Source organism: Solirubrobacter deserti, from assembly GCF_027587175.1.
GTDB classification, from domain to species: domain Bacteria; phylum Actinomycetota; class Thermoleophilia; order Solirubrobacterales; family Solirubrobacteraceae; genus Solirubrobacter; species Solirubrobacter deserti.
Genome location: NZ_JAPCID010000026.1, coordinates 52,431 through 68,220, shown reverse-complemented (window position 1 = coordinate 68,220; position 15,790 = coordinate 52,431). Strand labels below are relative to the sequence as shown.

Genomic DNA, 15,790 nt, shown 5'->3' with positions numbered 1-15,790 from the left:
TCCTGACCGCGTTGAACCGCTTAAACGTAATCCAGTCGTTATCAGCGGTCCTCGGTCTATCCTGGCTTGCCGGTCTCGCGCGGTTGGCGCGAACCCGGGGCGGTTAGCTCAGTTGGTCAGAGCGCCTGCCTTACAAGCAGGAGGTCGCGCGTTCGAGCCGCGCACCGCCCATCGCCCCGTCCGGAACAAACCGGGCGCGCGGGACGTCAAGCCGGGCATGAAGCGGATCATGATCTCGGCGGCAGCGGCCATCGCGCTGCTCGTCGCCGGCTGCGGAACCAATGACACGTTCGTGCGCGACTTCAACGAGGCGCAACAGCCGCTCCAGCAGCTGCTTGCGGACTCGGCGGGCGCTTCGGACGCGGCCAAGCTCGGCCAGCTCGCCACGGGGCTCGAGGACACGGCCACGCGCCTGAACCAGCTGGAGGCGCCGGCCGACGCGCAGGCCGAGTTCGCCGCGTTCGTCAAGCAGGTCGACGCGAGCGCCCAGGCCGTGCGCGGCGTGCAGGACGCGCAGCGCAAGCCCGATCAGCTCGCCGACGCGCTCTCGACGCTCCAGCAGCAGATGTCACGGATCGTCAGCGCCGAGCAGGCGCTCAAGACCGCCGTCGACGGTTAGCGCGACCTCGCGACCGGAGCCGACGCGCTCGACCCACCCGCGTGCGAAGAACGTGGAGGCGAGCGCGTCGCCCAGCGCGCCCGCCAGGTGCGGCACGCCCTCGGTCGCGTCCAGGCACTCGAACGCGAGCTGGCGCCGCCCCCGCTCCACCGCGCCGACACCGAGCCGCGCCAGCACGTCGCCCCGCACGACGCTCACGGTCCCGTCGGCGCCCGCCGCCAGCACGCCGTCCGCCACCAGCCGCCGGTACAGCTCGACGCCGAGCGGCCCCGCGAGGTGCCCGTAACACGTGCGCGAGGGATGCGACGCCACGGGCGCCGCCGCCCGCGCGCCCACCACCCGGTCAAGCCACGGCAGCACGGGCCCGACGACCTCCGCCAGCGCGTACACCGCAGAGCGCCCGGACCGGGAGACGTCCACGACGCCCGCCTCCCGCAGGACCCGCAGCGCCGCCGAGACGTCCGGCAGCGACGCGTCCAGCTCCACGGCCAGCGCGCTCACCGGCGCCGGCCCGACGTGCCCGAGCCGGTCGACCACCCGCAGCCGCAGCGGATGCGCCAGCGCCTTGAGCACCGCGACCCGCGGGTCAGCCACGCAGGAACTCCGTCAACGCGCCCGCGAGCTCGGCCGGCGCCTCCTCGGCCATGTGGTGCCCGCTCTCGATCCGTACGCCGTGCACCGGCCCGGTCAGCCACGGCCGCCACACGTCGACCGGGTCGCCGTAGAGCTCCTCCATGTCGTCGCGCGACGACCATCCCACCAGCGTCGGGCACGAGACGAGCCGCCCCGCCTCCCGGTCGGCCTCCTCGTCGAAGCGATCCACCTGGAGCCCCGCGCGGTAGTCGGCGACCATCGCCCGCACGACGTCCGGGTTGGTCACCGCCCGCTCCCAGTCCGCGCGGTTCTCGGCCCCCACCGGCTCGCTGCGGTACCAGGCGAGCGGGTCCCGAACGATCCAGTCCTCGGCGGGCTTGGCCTCCTGCGCGAAGAAGAACCAGTGCCACCACGCCTCCGCGAACCGGGCGTCGCAGCGCGCGAGCGCCTCCGCGATCGGCACGCCGTCGAGGACCACCAGGCGCGCGGCTCCGTGCGAGACCGCGAGCCGGTGCGCGACGTAGCACCCGCGGTCGTGCCCGACGACCGAGTAGTCCCCGAAGCGCTCCATCAACTTCGCGACGGCCGCCGCCATCGCCCGCTTGGATTGATCTCCCGCTCGCCGCGACTCGCCGTAGCCCGGCAGGTCCGGACACACCACGCAGAACCCGGCCCGCACGAGCGGCGGCGCCACCTGCCACCACGTCGTGTGCGTCCGCGGATGCCCGTGCAGCAGCAGCACGACCGGGCCGGAGCCGCCCCAGCGGTACCGCAGGCCGTCGGCCACCTCCAGCGCCATCCCATCCACAGTTGGGCTATTACCCAACTGTCAGCGCTGAATATCGAGCGGGAACGCCTCCCACCCCGACTCGAGGAGCAGCTGGGGATGCCCGTCGCGGACGGCGACGGCGTCGGGCGACTTGCCCAGGACGAGCCCGGCGATGAACACCGCGCCGAGCCGGTGCACGTCCACGACGTGCCCGATCCGCTCCAGCGACTTGGTCTCGTTGGCCAGCTCGCCGTCGCCGGCGCGCAGCAGCACGCGCAGGTCGTCGTCGGCGGCGCGCGCGGCCATCGCGGCCTCGATGTTGTTGAGGTCGACCGGTGTCACCGCAGCGAGACAGATCGCCCGGCGGAGCGACAACCGCCGGAGCATGGCCGGGTTGGCCCCGCGCCCGATCACGACCGGCAGCTTCACCCGCCGCGCGAAGCCGACGTTCTCGCCCTCGGACTCGGTGTCGACGGCCACGACGGGCACGTCGCACTCGCGCAGCAGCAGGCACAGCCGCAGGCCGACCTGCCCGAGCCCGACCACGACGACGTGGTCGCGCCGCGGCACCGCGCGGCGCCCGATCAGCCCCGTCAGCGACGAGTCCACGAGCCGGTTGATCAGCCCGCTCGTGAAGCACGCGGCGCTCAACAACGTGAGCAGCATCGAGGCGACGATGGCGCCCTTGAACCACTTCGGCCCGTCCTCCACGGCCGGGTTCGGGCCCACCGTCGCCAGCGACTTCGTCGACCCGTAGAGCGCGTCGACCCACTGCTGGTCGAGCACGATCATCGAGCCGATCCACTCGAACAGGAGCATCGCGACGAGCCCCAGCGCGCCGTAGAACAGCAGCGCGGCGCTGCGGTCGTATGGGTGCAGCACGGCCTCGGCCCAGGACCGCGCCCGCCGCACGCGGAACTCCGGCAGCGGGACCTCCTCCAACCCCCGGTCGAGCCCGATGAAGCCGGCATCGGTGCGCCGGACCGCGACGATGTCCGGGTCGAGACACTGCCCGGCCAGCACCGGGGCGACGATGTCGGCCAGCGACGTGACCGAGCATCCCGGGATGGTCTCCGTGACCTGCCGCGCCATCGCGGGGTCGAAGATCGTCACCACGATCGGCAGGTCCTCGTCGAGCTCACGCACGAGCAACGCCATCCGCAGCGGGAACGCGTCCTCGCGCGAAGCCGCGCACGCCACGTCGAACTGGCCCGTCTCCACCGCCGCGCGGATCGCGACGTCGTCGGGCTCGTCGAGCCAATCGACCATCGCCCCGCCGGCTTCCAGCGCGGCGCCGACCTCCTTGGCCAGGTCGCCGCCACCCATCAGGAGCACGCGCTTCACGGCGCGGACCCTATACGTGTGTGGAGCGATCTCCGCGCGTCCCGGCCGCATCGACGGTTGCGTGCGATGCTCGTCGCCACCAAACTCCCAGGTTGCAGGGGTACCCGTTCGAGAGGGGTTGTGGGATGCAGAGAGGCGTGCGCTTGGCGCAGGCGAGCGCGTTGACGGCGACGCTCGCGATGGCGGCGGTCGTGGGCACCGCGGCGGCGAACCCGCTGCCGCCGAAGACCGCGTTGGCGACGGGGCAGGCGCCGGAGGCGCTCGCGGCCGCACCGGCGGTCCCGACCTTCATCAACGGGCTCGCGCAGCCCGTGTTCGCGACGGCGGAGGCGGACTGGATCAACTACGAGCTGTGGGTCGAGTCGAACTTCGACTCCGATCGCGACGGCAAGAAGGACCGCATCCACGTCGACGTCTCGCGCCCGAAGGAGACGGAGACCGACGGCCTGAAGGTGCCGGTCATCTTCGAGGACAGCCCGTACTACGCGGGTGGCTCGGACTCGCCGAACTTCAGCGTCGAGCACGAGCTCGGCGTCCCGCCCGCCGCGCGCATCCGGGCCCCCGACTACTTCCCGTCGCCCACCGCGACGAGCCCGCGGATCTCGACGTCGTGGGAACCGCAGTTCGTCCCGCTCGGGTACGCCGTCGTGCACGCCGAGTCACCGGGCTCAGGGCACTCCGACGGCTGCACCACATCCGGCGGCCGCAACGAGACCCTCGGCGCCGTCGCCGTCATCGACTGGCTCAACGGCCGTGCCAAGGGGTACACCACCCGCACCGGGACCGTCGAGGCTCCGGCCAACACGTGGCACAACGGCAAGACGGCGATGACGGGCGTGTCCTACAACGGCACGCTGCCGATCGCCGCCGCGACCACCGGCGTCGAGGGTCTCGCGGCCATCGCGCCGATCGCCGCGATCTCGGACTGGTACGACTACTACCGCTCGTACGGGCTCGTGCGCGCCCCGCACCGCGACGCGGGCGGCCAGAGCGGCACCAACGCCTACCTCGGTGAGGACCTCGACGTGCTGGCCGAGTACACGTACTCCCGCCTCGAGGACACGCGCCCGAACCGCTCGGTGTGCTGGCCGATCATCGACGAGATCACGGCCACCCAGGACCGCGTCACGGGCAACCGCAACGCCACCTGGGACGAGCGCAACTACATGAAGGACGCGGACAAGATCAAGGCCGCCACCCTGCTCGTCCACGGCGGCAACGACTTCAACGTCATGACCAAGAACGCGGCCCAGCTGTGGGACGTGCTCAAGCGCAACAACGTCGCGCGCCAGTTCTACTTCCACCAGGGCGGCCACACGCGGGCGATCCCGTACGACATGCTCAACCGCTGGTTCACGAAGTACCTGTGGGGCCACGAGAACGGCGTGGACAGCGTGAAGTCCTGGGTCGTGCGCGAGGCGGATGCGTGCCCGCCGCGCAACACGACGGTCGCCGGCGCCGTCTCGGCGTCCGACAAGGTCACGGTCGCCGACGCGAGCGCCTACATGGTGGGCAACGCGGTGACGATCGCGGGCAACGCCGCTCGCACGATCAAGCTGATCAACGGCAACACCCTCACGCTCAGCGGCACGGTCACGGCCACCGACGGCGCGGCGGTCAGCCTCGCGTGCGGCAACGAGAACCCGACGGCGTACGCCGACTGGCCCGATCCCGCGACGCAGGACGCGACGCTCAAGCTCAAGCCGGGCGGCGCCACCCGCGGCGGCCTCACGTTCGACCCGCGGCCCTCGGCCGGCGCGGAGACGCTGACCGACGACGCGTCGATCACCGCCGGCGCGCTGATGAACGCGGCCAGCTCGCCCAACCGCCTGATCTACCAGACGGCTCCGCTCAAGAGCGCGATCCGCATCAGCGGCACGCCCAAGCTCTCGCTCAACGCGTCCTTCAGCAAGCGCGCGAACTTCAGCGCCGCGCTCGTCTCCTTCCCCGAGACGGGCAACGGCACGATCATCACGCGCGGCTGGATGGACCCGGAGAACCGGAACTCCGAGTACACCTCCGAGCCGACCACGCCCGGCACGTTCTACCGCCTGAACTTCACGATGCAGGCCAAGGACGCGGTCATCCCGGCCGGCCGCCGGCTCGCCCTGATGGTGTTCTCGAGCGACCGGGAGTACACGATCCGCCCGGCCGCCGGGACGCAGGTGTCGCTCGACCTGGCCGGCAGCACGGTCACGCTGCCGGTCGTCGGTGGCTCGGGCGCGCTGGCGTCCGCGATCGGCGAGGGCGTCACGTCCACGCCGGGCGATGTGACGGGAACCGTCCCGGCCACGCTCTCGCTGACGCTGGGCACGCCGGCCGCGTTCGATCCGTTCATCCCGGGCCGCCAGCAGGAGTACACGGCGACCACGGACGCCACCGTCACCTCGACGGCCGGTGACGCGACGCTGACGGTCAGCAACCTCGGCCACATGACCAACGGCGCGTTCTCGCTCGCGGAGCCGCTGCGCGCCGAGCTCGCCAAGTCGACCTGGACCGGACCGACCTCGGGCGAGAAGGTCGGCGTCACGTTCAAGCAGCTGATCAAGGCCACCGATCCGCTGCGGACGGGGACCTACTCCAAGACGGTGACGTTCACGCTGTCGACGACGAACCCGTAAGGGATCTGGCCCGCCGGAACCGTCCGGCGGGCCGCTCCTCCCCGCCCGTCGCCTCGCGCACGAGCAGGAAGAGGATCACGGCGCCTCCGATCAGCGCGGCGTCCACGAAGACGGCGGTCGACCAGCCGCCCGTGGCGTCGCGCAGCGCCCCGCTGACGGCGGGGGAGAGGACGGCGCCGATCTCGCCGATCAGGTTGTTCATCCCGAACGCCGCGCCGTGATGGGCGGGGTCGGCGATGTCGGCCAGCATCGCCTGCGCGATCGGCTGCATGGCGTTGAAGAACGTGCTGGCGGAGAACAGCAGCGCGGCCATCACCCACACGTTGGCGCCACCGCCCGCGACGACGAAGCCGAAGATCACGGTCAGCACGCACTGCAACGTGGTGAACGCGACGACGAGCGGCTTGCGGCCGATCCCGCGCCGGACGGCGACGTCGGACAGCCAGCCGCCCGTCGGGAAGCCGAGGATGCCCGCGCCGGCGTTGAACGCCGCGATCAGCGCGGAGCGTCCGAAGCTCGAGCCCGCCGCGTCGGCGACGATCGACACCGACCAGAAGCTGAAGAACCACAGGTTCCACAGCACGGCGATGAACGCGACGTTGATCAGCATCAGGTCGCGGTTGCGCAGGACCGGTGCGAGCTCGCCCTGCTTGCGGGCGAACACGAACGCGACCAGGCCGAGCGCGAGGCCCACCTCGAGCACCGCGATCCAGAGGTCGCTGAGCCCGGCGGCGTCGCCGACGAAGTAGACCGCCATCACGGCGGCGAGGCCGATCGCGCTGTAGGCCAGCATGTGCACGAGCGCCCGGCCGTACGGCAGGCCGGGCTCCTGGCGGCGGAAGTAGGCCGCGACGGCGATGCCGACCACGAGCGTCGCCGCGCCGAGGATGAGGAACGGCATCCGCCACGCGTCCTCCCCGCCGAACACGTCGCCGCCGAGGCCGATCATGTTCGGCGCGAACACGGTCGCGATCGTGATGCCGAGCGCGAGGCCGGTGATCACGACGCCCATGCCGAGGCTGCGCTTCTCGCGCGGCGTCTGCTCGGCGATCAGCGAGCGGTCGTTGGAGTAGAACGCGCCCTCCCCGAGGCCGGTGATCACGCGCACGGCGATGAACGCGACCAGGCCGGTGATGACGCCGCTGATGATCGTCGCGATGCCGGCCCAGATCAGGCTGATGACGATGATCGTGCGGTGCCCGTACTTGTCGCCGAGGTAGCCGCCCGGGAACTGGGTGAGCATGTAGCCGGCGAAGAACAGGCCGCCGATCAGGCCCGCGAGCGCGTAGGGCTTCTCGACACCCGCGAGGAACCCGACTTCGTTCTCGATCATCCACGTGACCACCGGGCCGGTGAGCGCGCGGTCGGCGGCGCTGACGGTCCAGCCGAGCAGCAGGAAGATCCAGAGGGTGCGGTAGGCGGGCCAGGCTCTCCTCATTTCGCCTAAATACCCGGTAAAGGTCAGACGAATCCGACCGGGGTACGCTGCGGTCATGTCCACCGCCACGCTCCCGACCTTCGATCCGCTCGACCCGCTCGCGCTGGACGCGCAGCTCGACGAGGAGGAGCGGCTCATCCGCAGCACCGTGCGCCAGTACGTGCGCGAGAAGTTCCTGCCGGTGGTGGCCGAGCACTTCGAGGCCGGGACGCTCCCGGAGTCGATCGGGCAGGACCTGGGCGCACTGGGCCTGCTCGGCATGCACCTCGAGGGCTACGGCTGCGCGGGCGCGTCGGCGACCGCCTACGGGCTCACGTGCCTGGAGCTCGAGGCGGGCGACTCAGGGCTGCGGTCGTTCTGCTCGGTGCAGGGCTCGCTGGCGATGTACGCGATCTGGAAGTGGGGCTCGGAGGAGCAGAAGGAGCGTTGGCTGCCCGGGATGGCGGAGGGCAAGCTGATCGGCTGCTTCGGGCTGACCGAGCCGGACGCAGGCTCCAACCCGGCCGCGATGCGCACGCGCGCGAAGAAGACGGACGCCGGGTGGGTGCTCGACGGCGCCAAGATGTGGATCACGAACGGGTCGCTGGCGGATGTCGCCGTCGTGTGGGCGCGTACCGAGGAAGGCAAGGTCAACGGCTTCCTGGTCGAGAAGGGGACACCCGGGTTCAGCGCGCCGAACATGCACGGCAAGCTGTCGCTGCGCGCGTCGGTGACGAGCGAGCTCGTGCTGGACGGCGTCGAGGTGCCGGAAGCGAACCGCCTGCCGGAGGCGACGTCGCTGCGCGCGCCGCTGTCCTGCTTGAACGAGGCGCGCTTCGGGATCGTCTTCGGGGCCGCGGGCGCCGCGCGCGCATGCTACGAGGCGGCGCTGGACTACGCCAAGACCCGCGTGCAGTTCGACAAGCCGATCGCGGGCTACCAGCTCACGCAGGCCAAGCTCGCGGACATGGCGGTCAAAGTCGGCAACTCGACGATGCTCGCGCTGCACCTGGGCCGGATGAAGGACGCGGGGACGCTCACGCCTCAGCACGTCTCCTACGGCAAGTACCACAACGTCAGCACGGCGATCGACGTCGCGCGCACGGCGCGGACCGTGCTGGGCGCGAACGGCGTGACGCTCGAGTACCCGGTGCTGCGGCACGCGAACAACCTGGAGTCCGTGCTCACCTACGAGGGCACGCACGAGATGCACACGCTGATCCTCGGTCAGGCGATCACGGGGCTTCCGGCCTTCACGTGATGGCGTTGTGGCCCGTGATCTCGCGGGCCACGATCAGCGACTGGATCGAGTCGGTCCCCTCGAAGGTGAAGATCGCCTCCATGTCGGCGTGCTGGCGCGCGACGTGGTTCTCGAGCAGGATGCCGTTGCCGCCGAGGATGTCGCGCGCCAGACCGACGATCTCGCGCGCCTTGGCGGCGTGGTTCATCTTCGCCAGGCTCGCCATGCCCGCCGTCAGCCGCCCGTCCTCGGCGAGCTCGGAGAGCCGCAGGCACAGCAGCTGCATGGCGGTGATCTCGGCCAGCATGCGGCTGAGCTTGTCCTGCACGAGCTGGTAGGACGCGATCGGCTTGCCGAACTGCTCGCGCCGCTGCGCGTAGGCGAGCGCGGCCTCGTACGCGGCGAGCGCCATCCCGAGCGCGCGCCAGGCGACGGTGTAGCGGGTGCGGGCGAGCACGCCGGCGACGTCCCGGAAGTTGCGGCAGCCCGGGAGCCGGTTCTCGGCCGGCACGCGCACGTCGGTCATGGTGATGTCGGCCTGCCAGACGGCGCGCAGCGCGGTCTTGCCCGTCATCACCGTCGCCTCGAACCCGGGCGTGCCCTTCTCGACCAGGTAGCCGCCGACATGCCCGTCCTCGTCGCGCGCCCACACGATCACCACGTCGGCGATCGACGCGTTGCCGATCCAGCGCTTGCGGCCGCTGATGACGTACTCGTCCCCGTCCCGGCGCACGCTGGACTCGAGGTGCACCGCGTCCGAGCCGTGCTCGGGCTCGGTGAGCGCGAACGCGCCGATCGCGTCCAGGTCGGCCATCGGCGGCAGCCAGCGCTCCTTCTGCTCGTCGGAGCCGAGCATCGCGATCGACTGCATCGCGAGGTTCGAGTGCACGCCGTAGAACGTGCCCATGCTGCCGTCCGCGCGCGCCCACTCCATGCTCACCAGGCCGGCCGCGGTCGCGCTCATGCCGGGGCAGCCGTAGCCCTCGATCGTCCCGCCCGCCATCCGCAGCGCCGCAATCTTCGGGACCAGCTGCAGCGGGAACTCCGCCCGCTCCCAGTAGCCGTTGATCACCGGCATGATCTCGGCCTCGCAGAACGCGCGCAGACGGTCGCGGATGGCGCGCTCGTCGTCGGTGAGCTTCTCGTCGAGCAGGTAGAAGTCCGTCATCACGGCACCATCACCGTCACACCGTCCTGCGCAAACCGTCCCATCGAAGCGACCTCCTCGCCGACCCCGTCCAGCCCGATCGTCTTCGCCACCAGCTCGCCGGGCTGGACCGCGCCGGAGGCGACCGCGCGCAGCATCCCGTCGTAGTGGCGCACCGCCATCCCGTGGACGCCGAGGACCTGCAGCTCGCGGGAGATCACGCGGCCCATCGGCACCTGCGGCGCGGCCTGGTCGCCCAGCAGCAGGCCGACCTGCGCGTGGCGGCCGCGGCGGCGCAGGCACGAGACCGAGTTCACGCACGTCGTCACCGAGCCGAGTGCGTCGAGCGACACGTGCGCGCCGCCCCCGGTGAGCTCGACGATCGACGCGACGACCTGCCCTGACACGCCGGCGACCGCGCCCAGCTCGCGCGCCCGCTGCAGCTTGCGCTCGTCGATGTCCACGGCGATCACCTGTGCGCCTGCGGCCGCGGCGATCATCACCGCCGCCAGCCCGACGCCGCCGCAGCCGTGGACGGCGACCCACTCGCCCGCGCGCACCCTCGCGTGCACGTGCAGCGCGGCCCACGCGGTCATGAACCGGCAGCCGAGCGAGGCCGCGTGCACGGAGGACAGCTCCGCGGGCACCCGCACGAGGTTCAGGTCGGCCTTGGGCAGCGCGACCAGCTCGGCGAACGATCCCCAGATCGTGAAGCCCGGCTGCACGTCGCGCTCGCACACCTGCGTCTCGCCGAGCCGACACGGCTCGCACACGCCGCAGCCGCAGCAGAACGGCACCGTCACGCGATCGCCCGGCGCGAACCCGTGCACCTCGGAGCCGACCTCGAGGATCTCGCCGCACAGCTCGTGACCGCCCACGTGCGGCAGCGTGATCGACGGGTCGTGGCCCATCCAGCCGTGCCAGTCGGACCGGCAGACCCCGGTCGCGAGCACCTTCACGACCGCGCCGTCCGGCGCGCACACCGGGTCGTCGACCCGCTCGAGCGACAGGGGCGATCCGAAGGACTGCATGACGGCGGCGCGCATCCCCCCATTGTCGCGCCCGACCGCGTCACCCGGATGGCACGCCTGACGACCACGTCGACTGCGTGAACGCGGTCCGCGCCTCACACGAACTTTACGTACGCCGAACGTGAGGTCGCGGCCACTTTCTGCCGTCTCGACGCATTCCTCGTCAACCGCACGCGCCGTGCCGAGCGGCTCTGGCCCCGACGCCGTCAGCCGGCGCGCGGAGATGAAGGGAGGGCCGGCGCACCGCCGGCCCTCCCTGCCTCTAATACCGCTCTTTCAGCCAAAGGGCTGGACTGGTCAGGTCCGAGCGGGAGGTCGGCAGGGTCGCTCTTTCGGGGGGTCCGTGAGGGGTGCCGACCGTTGGGCATGGAGATCGTAAACAGGGTCGCGAGCCAAACGCAAGGGTTCTCGACCGCACTGAATGCTTTGTTGGCTTGAAACCGGTTTCATGCGGCGCTCGAATGCGGTTGCGTTTCGTGCGAGTTGGCGCGCGCGGACTCTTTTCCGGGGCGGTAAGGGCGCTGACGGGTAGGCTTGCGGGCGACCATGCCCACCAGTCCATCAACCCCATCCGGTAATACCGGACGGAATCGACCACCGGGGGAGACCTCGGAAGCCCGGATCGCGAAAGCGCTTGCGCACCCCTTGCGGGCGCGCATCCTGCAGCGACTCGGCGAGCGCGTCGCCAGCCCGGGCGATCTCGCGGTGGAGCTCGGAGCCCCGCTCGGGGTCGTCAGCTACCACGTCCGCATGCTGCGCGACTACGACTGCGTCGAGCTCGTGCGGACCGAACCGCGCCGGGGCGCGTTGCAACATTTCTACCGGGCCACGGCGCGTCCGAACCTGGACGACGACCAGTGGCGCACGCTTCCCGCCGGGCTGCGCGGGGAGCTGACCGGCGAAACGTTGTCCGAACTCGTCAACGACCTCGCCGGGGCGGCTGACGCCGGCCACCTGCAAGACCCTGACGTCATCCTCGACCGCACGCCGCTCGAACTGGACGAGAAGGCGTTCAAGAAGCTCAACAAGCTGCTGGCCAAGACGCACGAGCAGGCGCTGGCGATCGCGGAGGAAAGCGCGAACCGCCACAACGAAGGGGACACCGACGTGTTCCCGACCGAGCTCGCCGTCCTTCATTTCAAGCGCGCCGCCTAAAGCAGGGGGTCCGGGGGGCGGCGAGCCCACCCGGTGCATCACGAAGGGCCCCGCCGAGACGGCGGGGCCCTCGTGGCGCTACTGCTCCACTAGCGGGACTTGATCGTCATGTTCCGCGTGGTGCTGCCGCTCTTGACGGCGAGGACGACCTTCGCGCCCTTCTTCAGGCGCTTGGTCGAGCGCACCGTGACCTTCACGGAGTCGCTGGTGCTCGCCTTGCGGTACGTCTTCGACGTGCCCTGCACCCGCCCGGTGGCGGTGAGCGTGGTCTTCGAGCCCTTCGGGGTGACACGCGTGATCGTGCACGTCACGGCCTTGCGGGAGGACGCCATCTTGCAGGTCGCACGGGCCGTGAACCGGACCGCCGACTGCGGCGTGGGCGTCGCGGTGGGCGTCGGCGTCGCGGCCGGCTGCGGCTTCGGCGCCGCCGGCGAGACGAAGAGCGCCTCGGACCACGCGTCCGCGGTGCCCGCGCTGTTGCTCGCGAACATGCGGCAGCCCACCGAGCGGCCGATGTCGGCCGTGGTCGGGACGTAGGACGCGTCCGTGGCGCCCTCGATGGCTGCGCCGTTGCGCACCCACTCGTACTCGAACTCCTCCGGCCCGTTCAGGAAGCCGCCGCTGACACAGGTCAGCGTCTCGCCCACGATCGGCAGGCCGTCGAGCGTCGGATCGGCGATCGGCAGCGGGGACTCCGCTCGCGTCTCGCCCGCGACCACGTTGACGAACAGCGCGCCGGACGTCGCGGCGTTGCCGGCGGCGTCGATCGACTTCGCCGTCAGCCGGACCGTCTTGCCGACGGCCGAGGCCGGCGGCGTGTAGCGGAACTGGAACGGATAGACCTCGGTCGTGGCCACGTACTGGCCGTCGGCGTAGAGCTCCACCTTGTCCATGTCGCCGCGCTCGTCGAACGTGGTCAGCTCGAGGTCGACCGGATCGTGCGGCGTCGCGACGTGGTTGTTGGCCGGGTACTTGAACCCGTTGATCGTCGGCGGCGTCGTGTCGGCGCCGGCGGGCAGCAGGTGCGCCATCGCGCGCTGGACGACCTCATTGCGCTGGGCCTGGCTCAGCTGCTCGAGGCCGAAGCCCAGAGCCACGGCGTCTCGCGTGGAGATCACGGCGCCGCCGGTGGTCGTGTAGGTGAGCGGGGTGGCGAAGTCGGCCTCGACGCGCTCGGCGCGCAGCGGCTCGTTCGTCGGTCCCCAGTCGCGCAGGCGCAGCGGCTTGCGGGCCTGCGGCAGCGGCGAGCCGTCGGCGGCCTCGTTCGGCTCGTTCGCCGAGCCGGTGTCGATCACCAGCGGGCTCATGCCGGCGAGGATGCCGCCCGGCTTCGGCGCCGCCGGGTACGGCGAGACCAGCGGGTTGGGGTTGGGGATGTCCTGACCGTTGTTGTTCTTGACGGTGAGGACCTCGAGCTCGGGCGTGCCGACGCCGGACTGACGACCGATCACGCCGAGGTAGTTCTGCCACGTGTCATTGGAGCTGCCGCGCGACCGCTGCCACGCGGTGCCCGGCAGGTCGTCGTCACCGCTGTTGTTCGGCGGGTAATAGAAGCCGTACAGCTTGTCCGGCGTCCAGGTGTACGGACCCGTCGCGCCGAGGGTCGCGTTGTTGCTCGTGAACGCCTGGTGCACGTTGCGGCCGTCGACGAGCAGCTTGCCGCCCTCGTTGGCGTACTCGCGCAGCTCGATCATGACCTTGTGCGCCCACGGCGCCATCTCGAACGAGCCGGCCTGCTCCGTCGCCGAAGTGATGCGGCGCGGGTCGGTCTCCCCCGCGTCCTGCGGGACGAAGTCGTCGCCCGAGTAGTAGTTGACCGCGTCGAAGTGCGAGAGCACGCCGATCGCCGTCGGGTACTTGATCGGCGGGTGCACGACGCCGTTCGGTGTGCCGCCGTTCTGCGGCGGGGCGTCGATGTTGAACGTCTCGACCTCGTAGCCGGCCGCCTCGAGCGCGGCGACGTGCTGGGTCAGGTAGCGCGGGGCCGCGGCGTAGCCGGCGTCGACGTTCGGCGACTTGCCGGTGTAGTCCTCGGCGGCGACGACCAGGACGCGCTTCTTGGCGGTCTGGCCCGCGGGGACGGGATCGGGCGTCGCCTGGATGCGGTAGCGGAACTCCTGCTGGAGGCCGCCGGCCTTGACGACGACGTTGACGATGTCGCCGGCCTGCAGGTCGCGATTGCCGATCCGGGACGGAATCGTGGCCCGGCGGCGCTCGAAGTAGTAGCCGTTGACCTCGTTGTAGCGCTCACCGGCCGGCGCGGGCGCCATGCGGACGGTGACGTTGGTGTTGCCCTGGCCGACGACCGAGACCGTGATGAAGGACGGGCCGAGCTCCTTGCGGATGATGGCCTCGACCTGCTGGCCCTGGGCGCCGTAGGAGACGTCGAAGCGGTTCGGCTGGATGTCCTGCGTGGGCTTGATCTGGTAGTGGCTCGGGTCGTCCTCGAACTCCTTCGGACGGCCCATGTTCGGCAGCGACTTGGTCACGTTGAGCGCGAACTGCAGGTTCTTCTGGAAGACCGCCTGGACGATCTCCTCGTCGTCCGGCGAGGCGAACTGGTTGCAGCCCTGCGGGTCGCCCAGCGTGGAGCACGTGTCCATCTCCGGCGTCCAGCCGATGATGCCGTAGTTCATGTACGCGTTGTCGATCGTGTCGCCGTTGGACTCGTAGAGGTCCGACGAGTGCTGCGAGCGATACGGGAACACGGCCTCGTCGCCGTCCGTGCCGGTGATGGCGTCGAACAGCGTGGAGTCCGGCGGGTAGTAGTCGGTCGTGTAGGAGACCGGCGTCAGCAGCAGCTGGCCCGCGGAGTGGTAGTTGATGTTGGCCGTGAACTTGACGCGCCGCTGCAGACGGTCGACGGCGAGGTTCTCGGGCTCGGACAGCGCGTACGGGCCGCGGTAGGTCTCGCTGCCAGTGGAGTTGCTCGCGCCCTCCTCGTCGATGCCGCGCTTGGCCGGATAGTTGCGGTTCGGGTCGACGCCGTCGCCGACGCCGCCGGAGGACGGCTCGCCGTAGACGCCGTTGCCGTTGTTGTCGCGCAGCGTCTTGCGCCAGTACCGGTTGGTGACCTGGGAGCTCGGGTTGTTGCCGAGCGTGCGGTAGTCGCACGGGACGGCCTTGTTCTTGGCCGGATCGGTGCTGATGCCGACGCCGCAGGTGAACGTGTAGTCGTAGCCGTCCGGGTTCTGGATCGGCAGGAACCACAGCTCGCGCGTCTGGATCAGCTCGCGGATCTTCGGGTCGTCCTTGTGCTCGGCGAACCACACCGGCAGTCGGCGGCCCATCTCGGCCGCGATCCACTCACGCGCGTGGTTGACCGAGGAGAACAGGATCGCGTCGCGGGACCCGTCCTTCACGTTGCGCGCGTTCTCGGTCATCTTCAGCGCGTAGATCGGCTTGCCGAGCGTCGAGGTGCCGATCTTGACGGCCTTGAAGACGTCCGGGTTCTCGGCGGCGGTCTTCAGGATCTCGTCCTTGATGCCGCCCGGCTCCATGTACGTCCGGTAGACGTTGAAGAACTGGTTCGGGCTGTCGCCGAGCGCCGGGTCCTTGGCGACCGGCGCATCGATCTGGAGCGCCGTCGCGGTGATGCCCGCGCGCTTGAGCTCGGCCACCTCGCTCTTGGTGGCGATGATCTCGAGGTGCTTGAGCCCGGAGTCGGCGTGGACGTGGCCCTCGTGCATGTCGTAGCCGAGGTCCTTCAAGATCTCCGACTGCGCGGCAGTCGCGTCGATCTTGTAAGGCATCATCGACTCCGCCGCCGAAGCCATCGACGGCGTGATGGCGCATGCTGCCAGTGACGCCAGCAGCAGCGCGGGTGCGCGCAAGCGCATTGTGGTGCAACCCC

11 protein-coding genes and 1 tRNA gene are annotated in these 15,790 nt (G+C 70.6%); 5 read left to right on the top strand and 7 right to left on the bottom strand.

What is annotated here, in order from left to right:
• Window positions 1-97: 97 nt before the first annotated feature.
• Window positions 98-171: transfer RNA gene (locus OJ962_RS18435), tRNA-Val, on the top strand.
• A 46-nt stretch (window positions 172-217) separates the two neighbouring features.
• On the top strand, window positions 218-619 hold the full coding sequence (locus OJ962_RS18430) for a hypothetical protein (RefSeq protein WP_202954366.1): 402 nt from the start codon (window positions 218-220) through the stop codon (window positions 617-619).
• On the opposite strand, the gene OJ962_RS18425 is transcribed toward OJ962_RS18430, so the two are convergent.
• The 3 genes from OJ962_RS18425 to OJ962_RS18415 are packed head-to-tail and all read right to left on the bottom strand — an operon-like array spanning window position 569 to window position 3,326.
• Window positions 569-1,213: an ArsR/SmtB family transcription factor gene (locus tag OJ962_RS18425; RefSeq protein WP_202954365.1), complete on the bottom strand. Its 645-nt coding sequence runs from the start codon at window positions 1,211-1,213 to the stop codon at window positions 569-571. The genes OJ962_RS18430 and OJ962_RS18425 overlap by 51 nt on opposite strands.
• The gene (locus OJ962_RS18420; protein WP_202954364.1) at window positions 1,206-2,012 is read right to left on the bottom strand and encodes an alpha/beta fold hydrolase; all 807 of its coding nucleotides are present in this window, start codon (window positions 2,010-2,012) and stop codon (window positions 1,206-1,208) included. Before OJ962_RS18420 ends, OJ962_RS18425 begins: the two co-directional genes overlap by 8 nt.
• A gap of 30 nt (window positions 2,013-2,042) precedes the next feature.
• On the bottom strand, window positions 2,043-3,326 hold the full coding sequence (locus OJ962_RS18415) for an NAD-binding protein (protein ID WP_202954363.1): 1,284 nt from the start codon (window positions 3,324-3,326) through the stop codon (window positions 2,043-2,045).
• Between the two features lie 125 nt (window positions 3,327-3,451).
• On the opposite strand from OJ962_RS18415, the gene OJ962_RS18410 reads away from it, so the two are divergent.
• The gene (locus OJ962_RS18410; RefSeq protein WP_202954362.1) at window positions 3,452-5,947 is read left to right on the top strand and encodes a Xaa-Pro dipeptidyl-peptidase; all 2,496 of its coding nucleotides are present in this window, start codon (window positions 3,452-3,454) and stop codon (window positions 5,945-5,947) included.
• Here the strand turns inward: OJ962_RS18410 and OJ962_RS18405 are convergent.
• Window positions 5,922-7,385 (bottom strand): MFS transporter, encoded by a 1,464-nt coding sequence (locus OJ962_RS18405; protein WP_202954361.1) that lies wholly within the window; start codon window positions 7,383-7,385, stop codon window positions 5,922-5,924. The genes OJ962_RS18410 and OJ962_RS18405 overlap by 26 nt on opposite strands.
• Window positions 7,386-7,440: 55 nt before the next feature.
• On the opposite strand from OJ962_RS18405, the gene OJ962_RS18400 reads away from it, so the two are divergent.
• Entirely contained in the window at window positions 7,441-8,625 is a 1,185-nt protein-coding gene (locus OJ962_RS18400; protein WP_202954360.1) for an acyl-CoA dehydrogenase family protein, read from the top strand.
• Here the strand turns inward: OJ962_RS18400 and OJ962_RS18395 are convergent.
• Together OJ962_RS18395 and OJ962_RS18390 are read right to left on the bottom strand one after the other, a co-directional pair.
• Entirely contained in the window at window positions 8,618-9,772 is a 1,155-nt protein-coding gene (locus OJ962_RS18395) for an acyl-CoA dehydrogenase family protein (RefSeq protein ID WP_202954359.1), read from the bottom strand. The two genes, OJ962_RS18400 and OJ962_RS18395, sit on opposite strands and share 8 nt — an antisense overlap.
• A complete protein-coding gene (locus tag OJ962_RS18390) occupies window positions 9,772-10,797 on the bottom strand; it encodes an alcohol dehydrogenase catalytic domain-containing protein (protein ID WP_202954358.1) in 1,026 nt (341 codons plus the stop codon). Before OJ962_RS18390 ends, OJ962_RS18395 begins: the two co-directional genes overlap by 1 nt.
• 531 nt (window positions 10,798-11,328) lie before the next feature.
• Between OJ962_RS18390 and OJ962_RS18385 the strand changes: the two genes are divergently transcribed.
• On the top strand, window positions 11,329-11,937 hold the full coding sequence (locus tag OJ962_RS18385) for an ArsR/SmtB family transcription factor (protein ID WP_255525866.1): 609 nt from the start codon (window positions 11,329-11,331) through the stop codon (window positions 11,935-11,937).
• A gap of 89 nt (window positions 11,938-12,026) precedes the next feature.
• On the opposite strand, the gene OJ962_RS18380 is transcribed toward OJ962_RS18385, so the two are convergent.
• Entirely contained in the window at window positions 12,027-15,776 is a 3,750-nt protein-coding gene (locus OJ962_RS18380) for a M14 family zinc carboxypeptidase (protein WP_202954356.1), read from the bottom strand.
• Window positions 15,777-15,790: the final 14 nt, after the last annotated feature.

What these genes read in the sequence shown, in the direction of transcription:
- OJ962_RS18390 (WP_202954358.1), bottom strand. Translation starts at nt 10,797, where the DNA reads ATGCGCGCCGCCGTCATGCAGTCCTTCGGATCGCCCCTGTCGCTCGAG.
- OJ962_RS18380 (WP_202954356.1), bottom strand. Translation starts at nt 15,776, where the DNA reads ATGCGCTTGCGCGCACCCGCGCTGCTGCTGGCGTCACTGGCAGCATGC.
- OJ962_RS18405 (WP_202954361.1), bottom strand. Translation starts at nt 7,385, where the DNA reads ATGAGGAGAGCCTGGCCCGCCTACCGCACCCTCTGGATCTTCCTGCTG.
- OJ962_RS18410 (WP_202954362.1), top strand. Translation starts at nt 3,452, where the DNA reads ATGCAGAGAGGCGTGCGCTTGGCGCAGGCGAGCGCGTTGACGGCGACG.
- OJ962_RS18420 (WP_202954364.1), bottom strand. Translation starts at nt 2,012, where the DNA reads ATGGCGCTGGAGGTGGCCGACGGCCTGCGGTACCGCTGGGGCGGCTCC.
- OJ962_RS18400 (WP_202954360.1), top strand. Translation starts at nt 7,441, where the DNA reads ATGTCCACCGCCACGCTCCCGACCTTCGATCCGCTCGACCCGCTCGCG.
- OJ962_RS18385 (WP_255525866.1), top strand. Translation starts at nt 11,329, where the DNA reads ATGCCCACCAGTCCATCAACCCCATCCGGTAATACCGGACGGAATCGA.
- OJ962_RS18430 (WP_202954366.1), top strand. Translation starts at nt 218, where the DNA reads ATGAAGCGGATCATGATCTCGGCGGCAGCGGCCATCGCGCTGCTCGTC.
- OJ962_RS18395 (WP_202954359.1), bottom strand. Translation starts at nt 9,772, where the DNA reads ATGACGGACTTCTACCTGCTCGACGAGAAGCTCACCGACGACGAGCGC.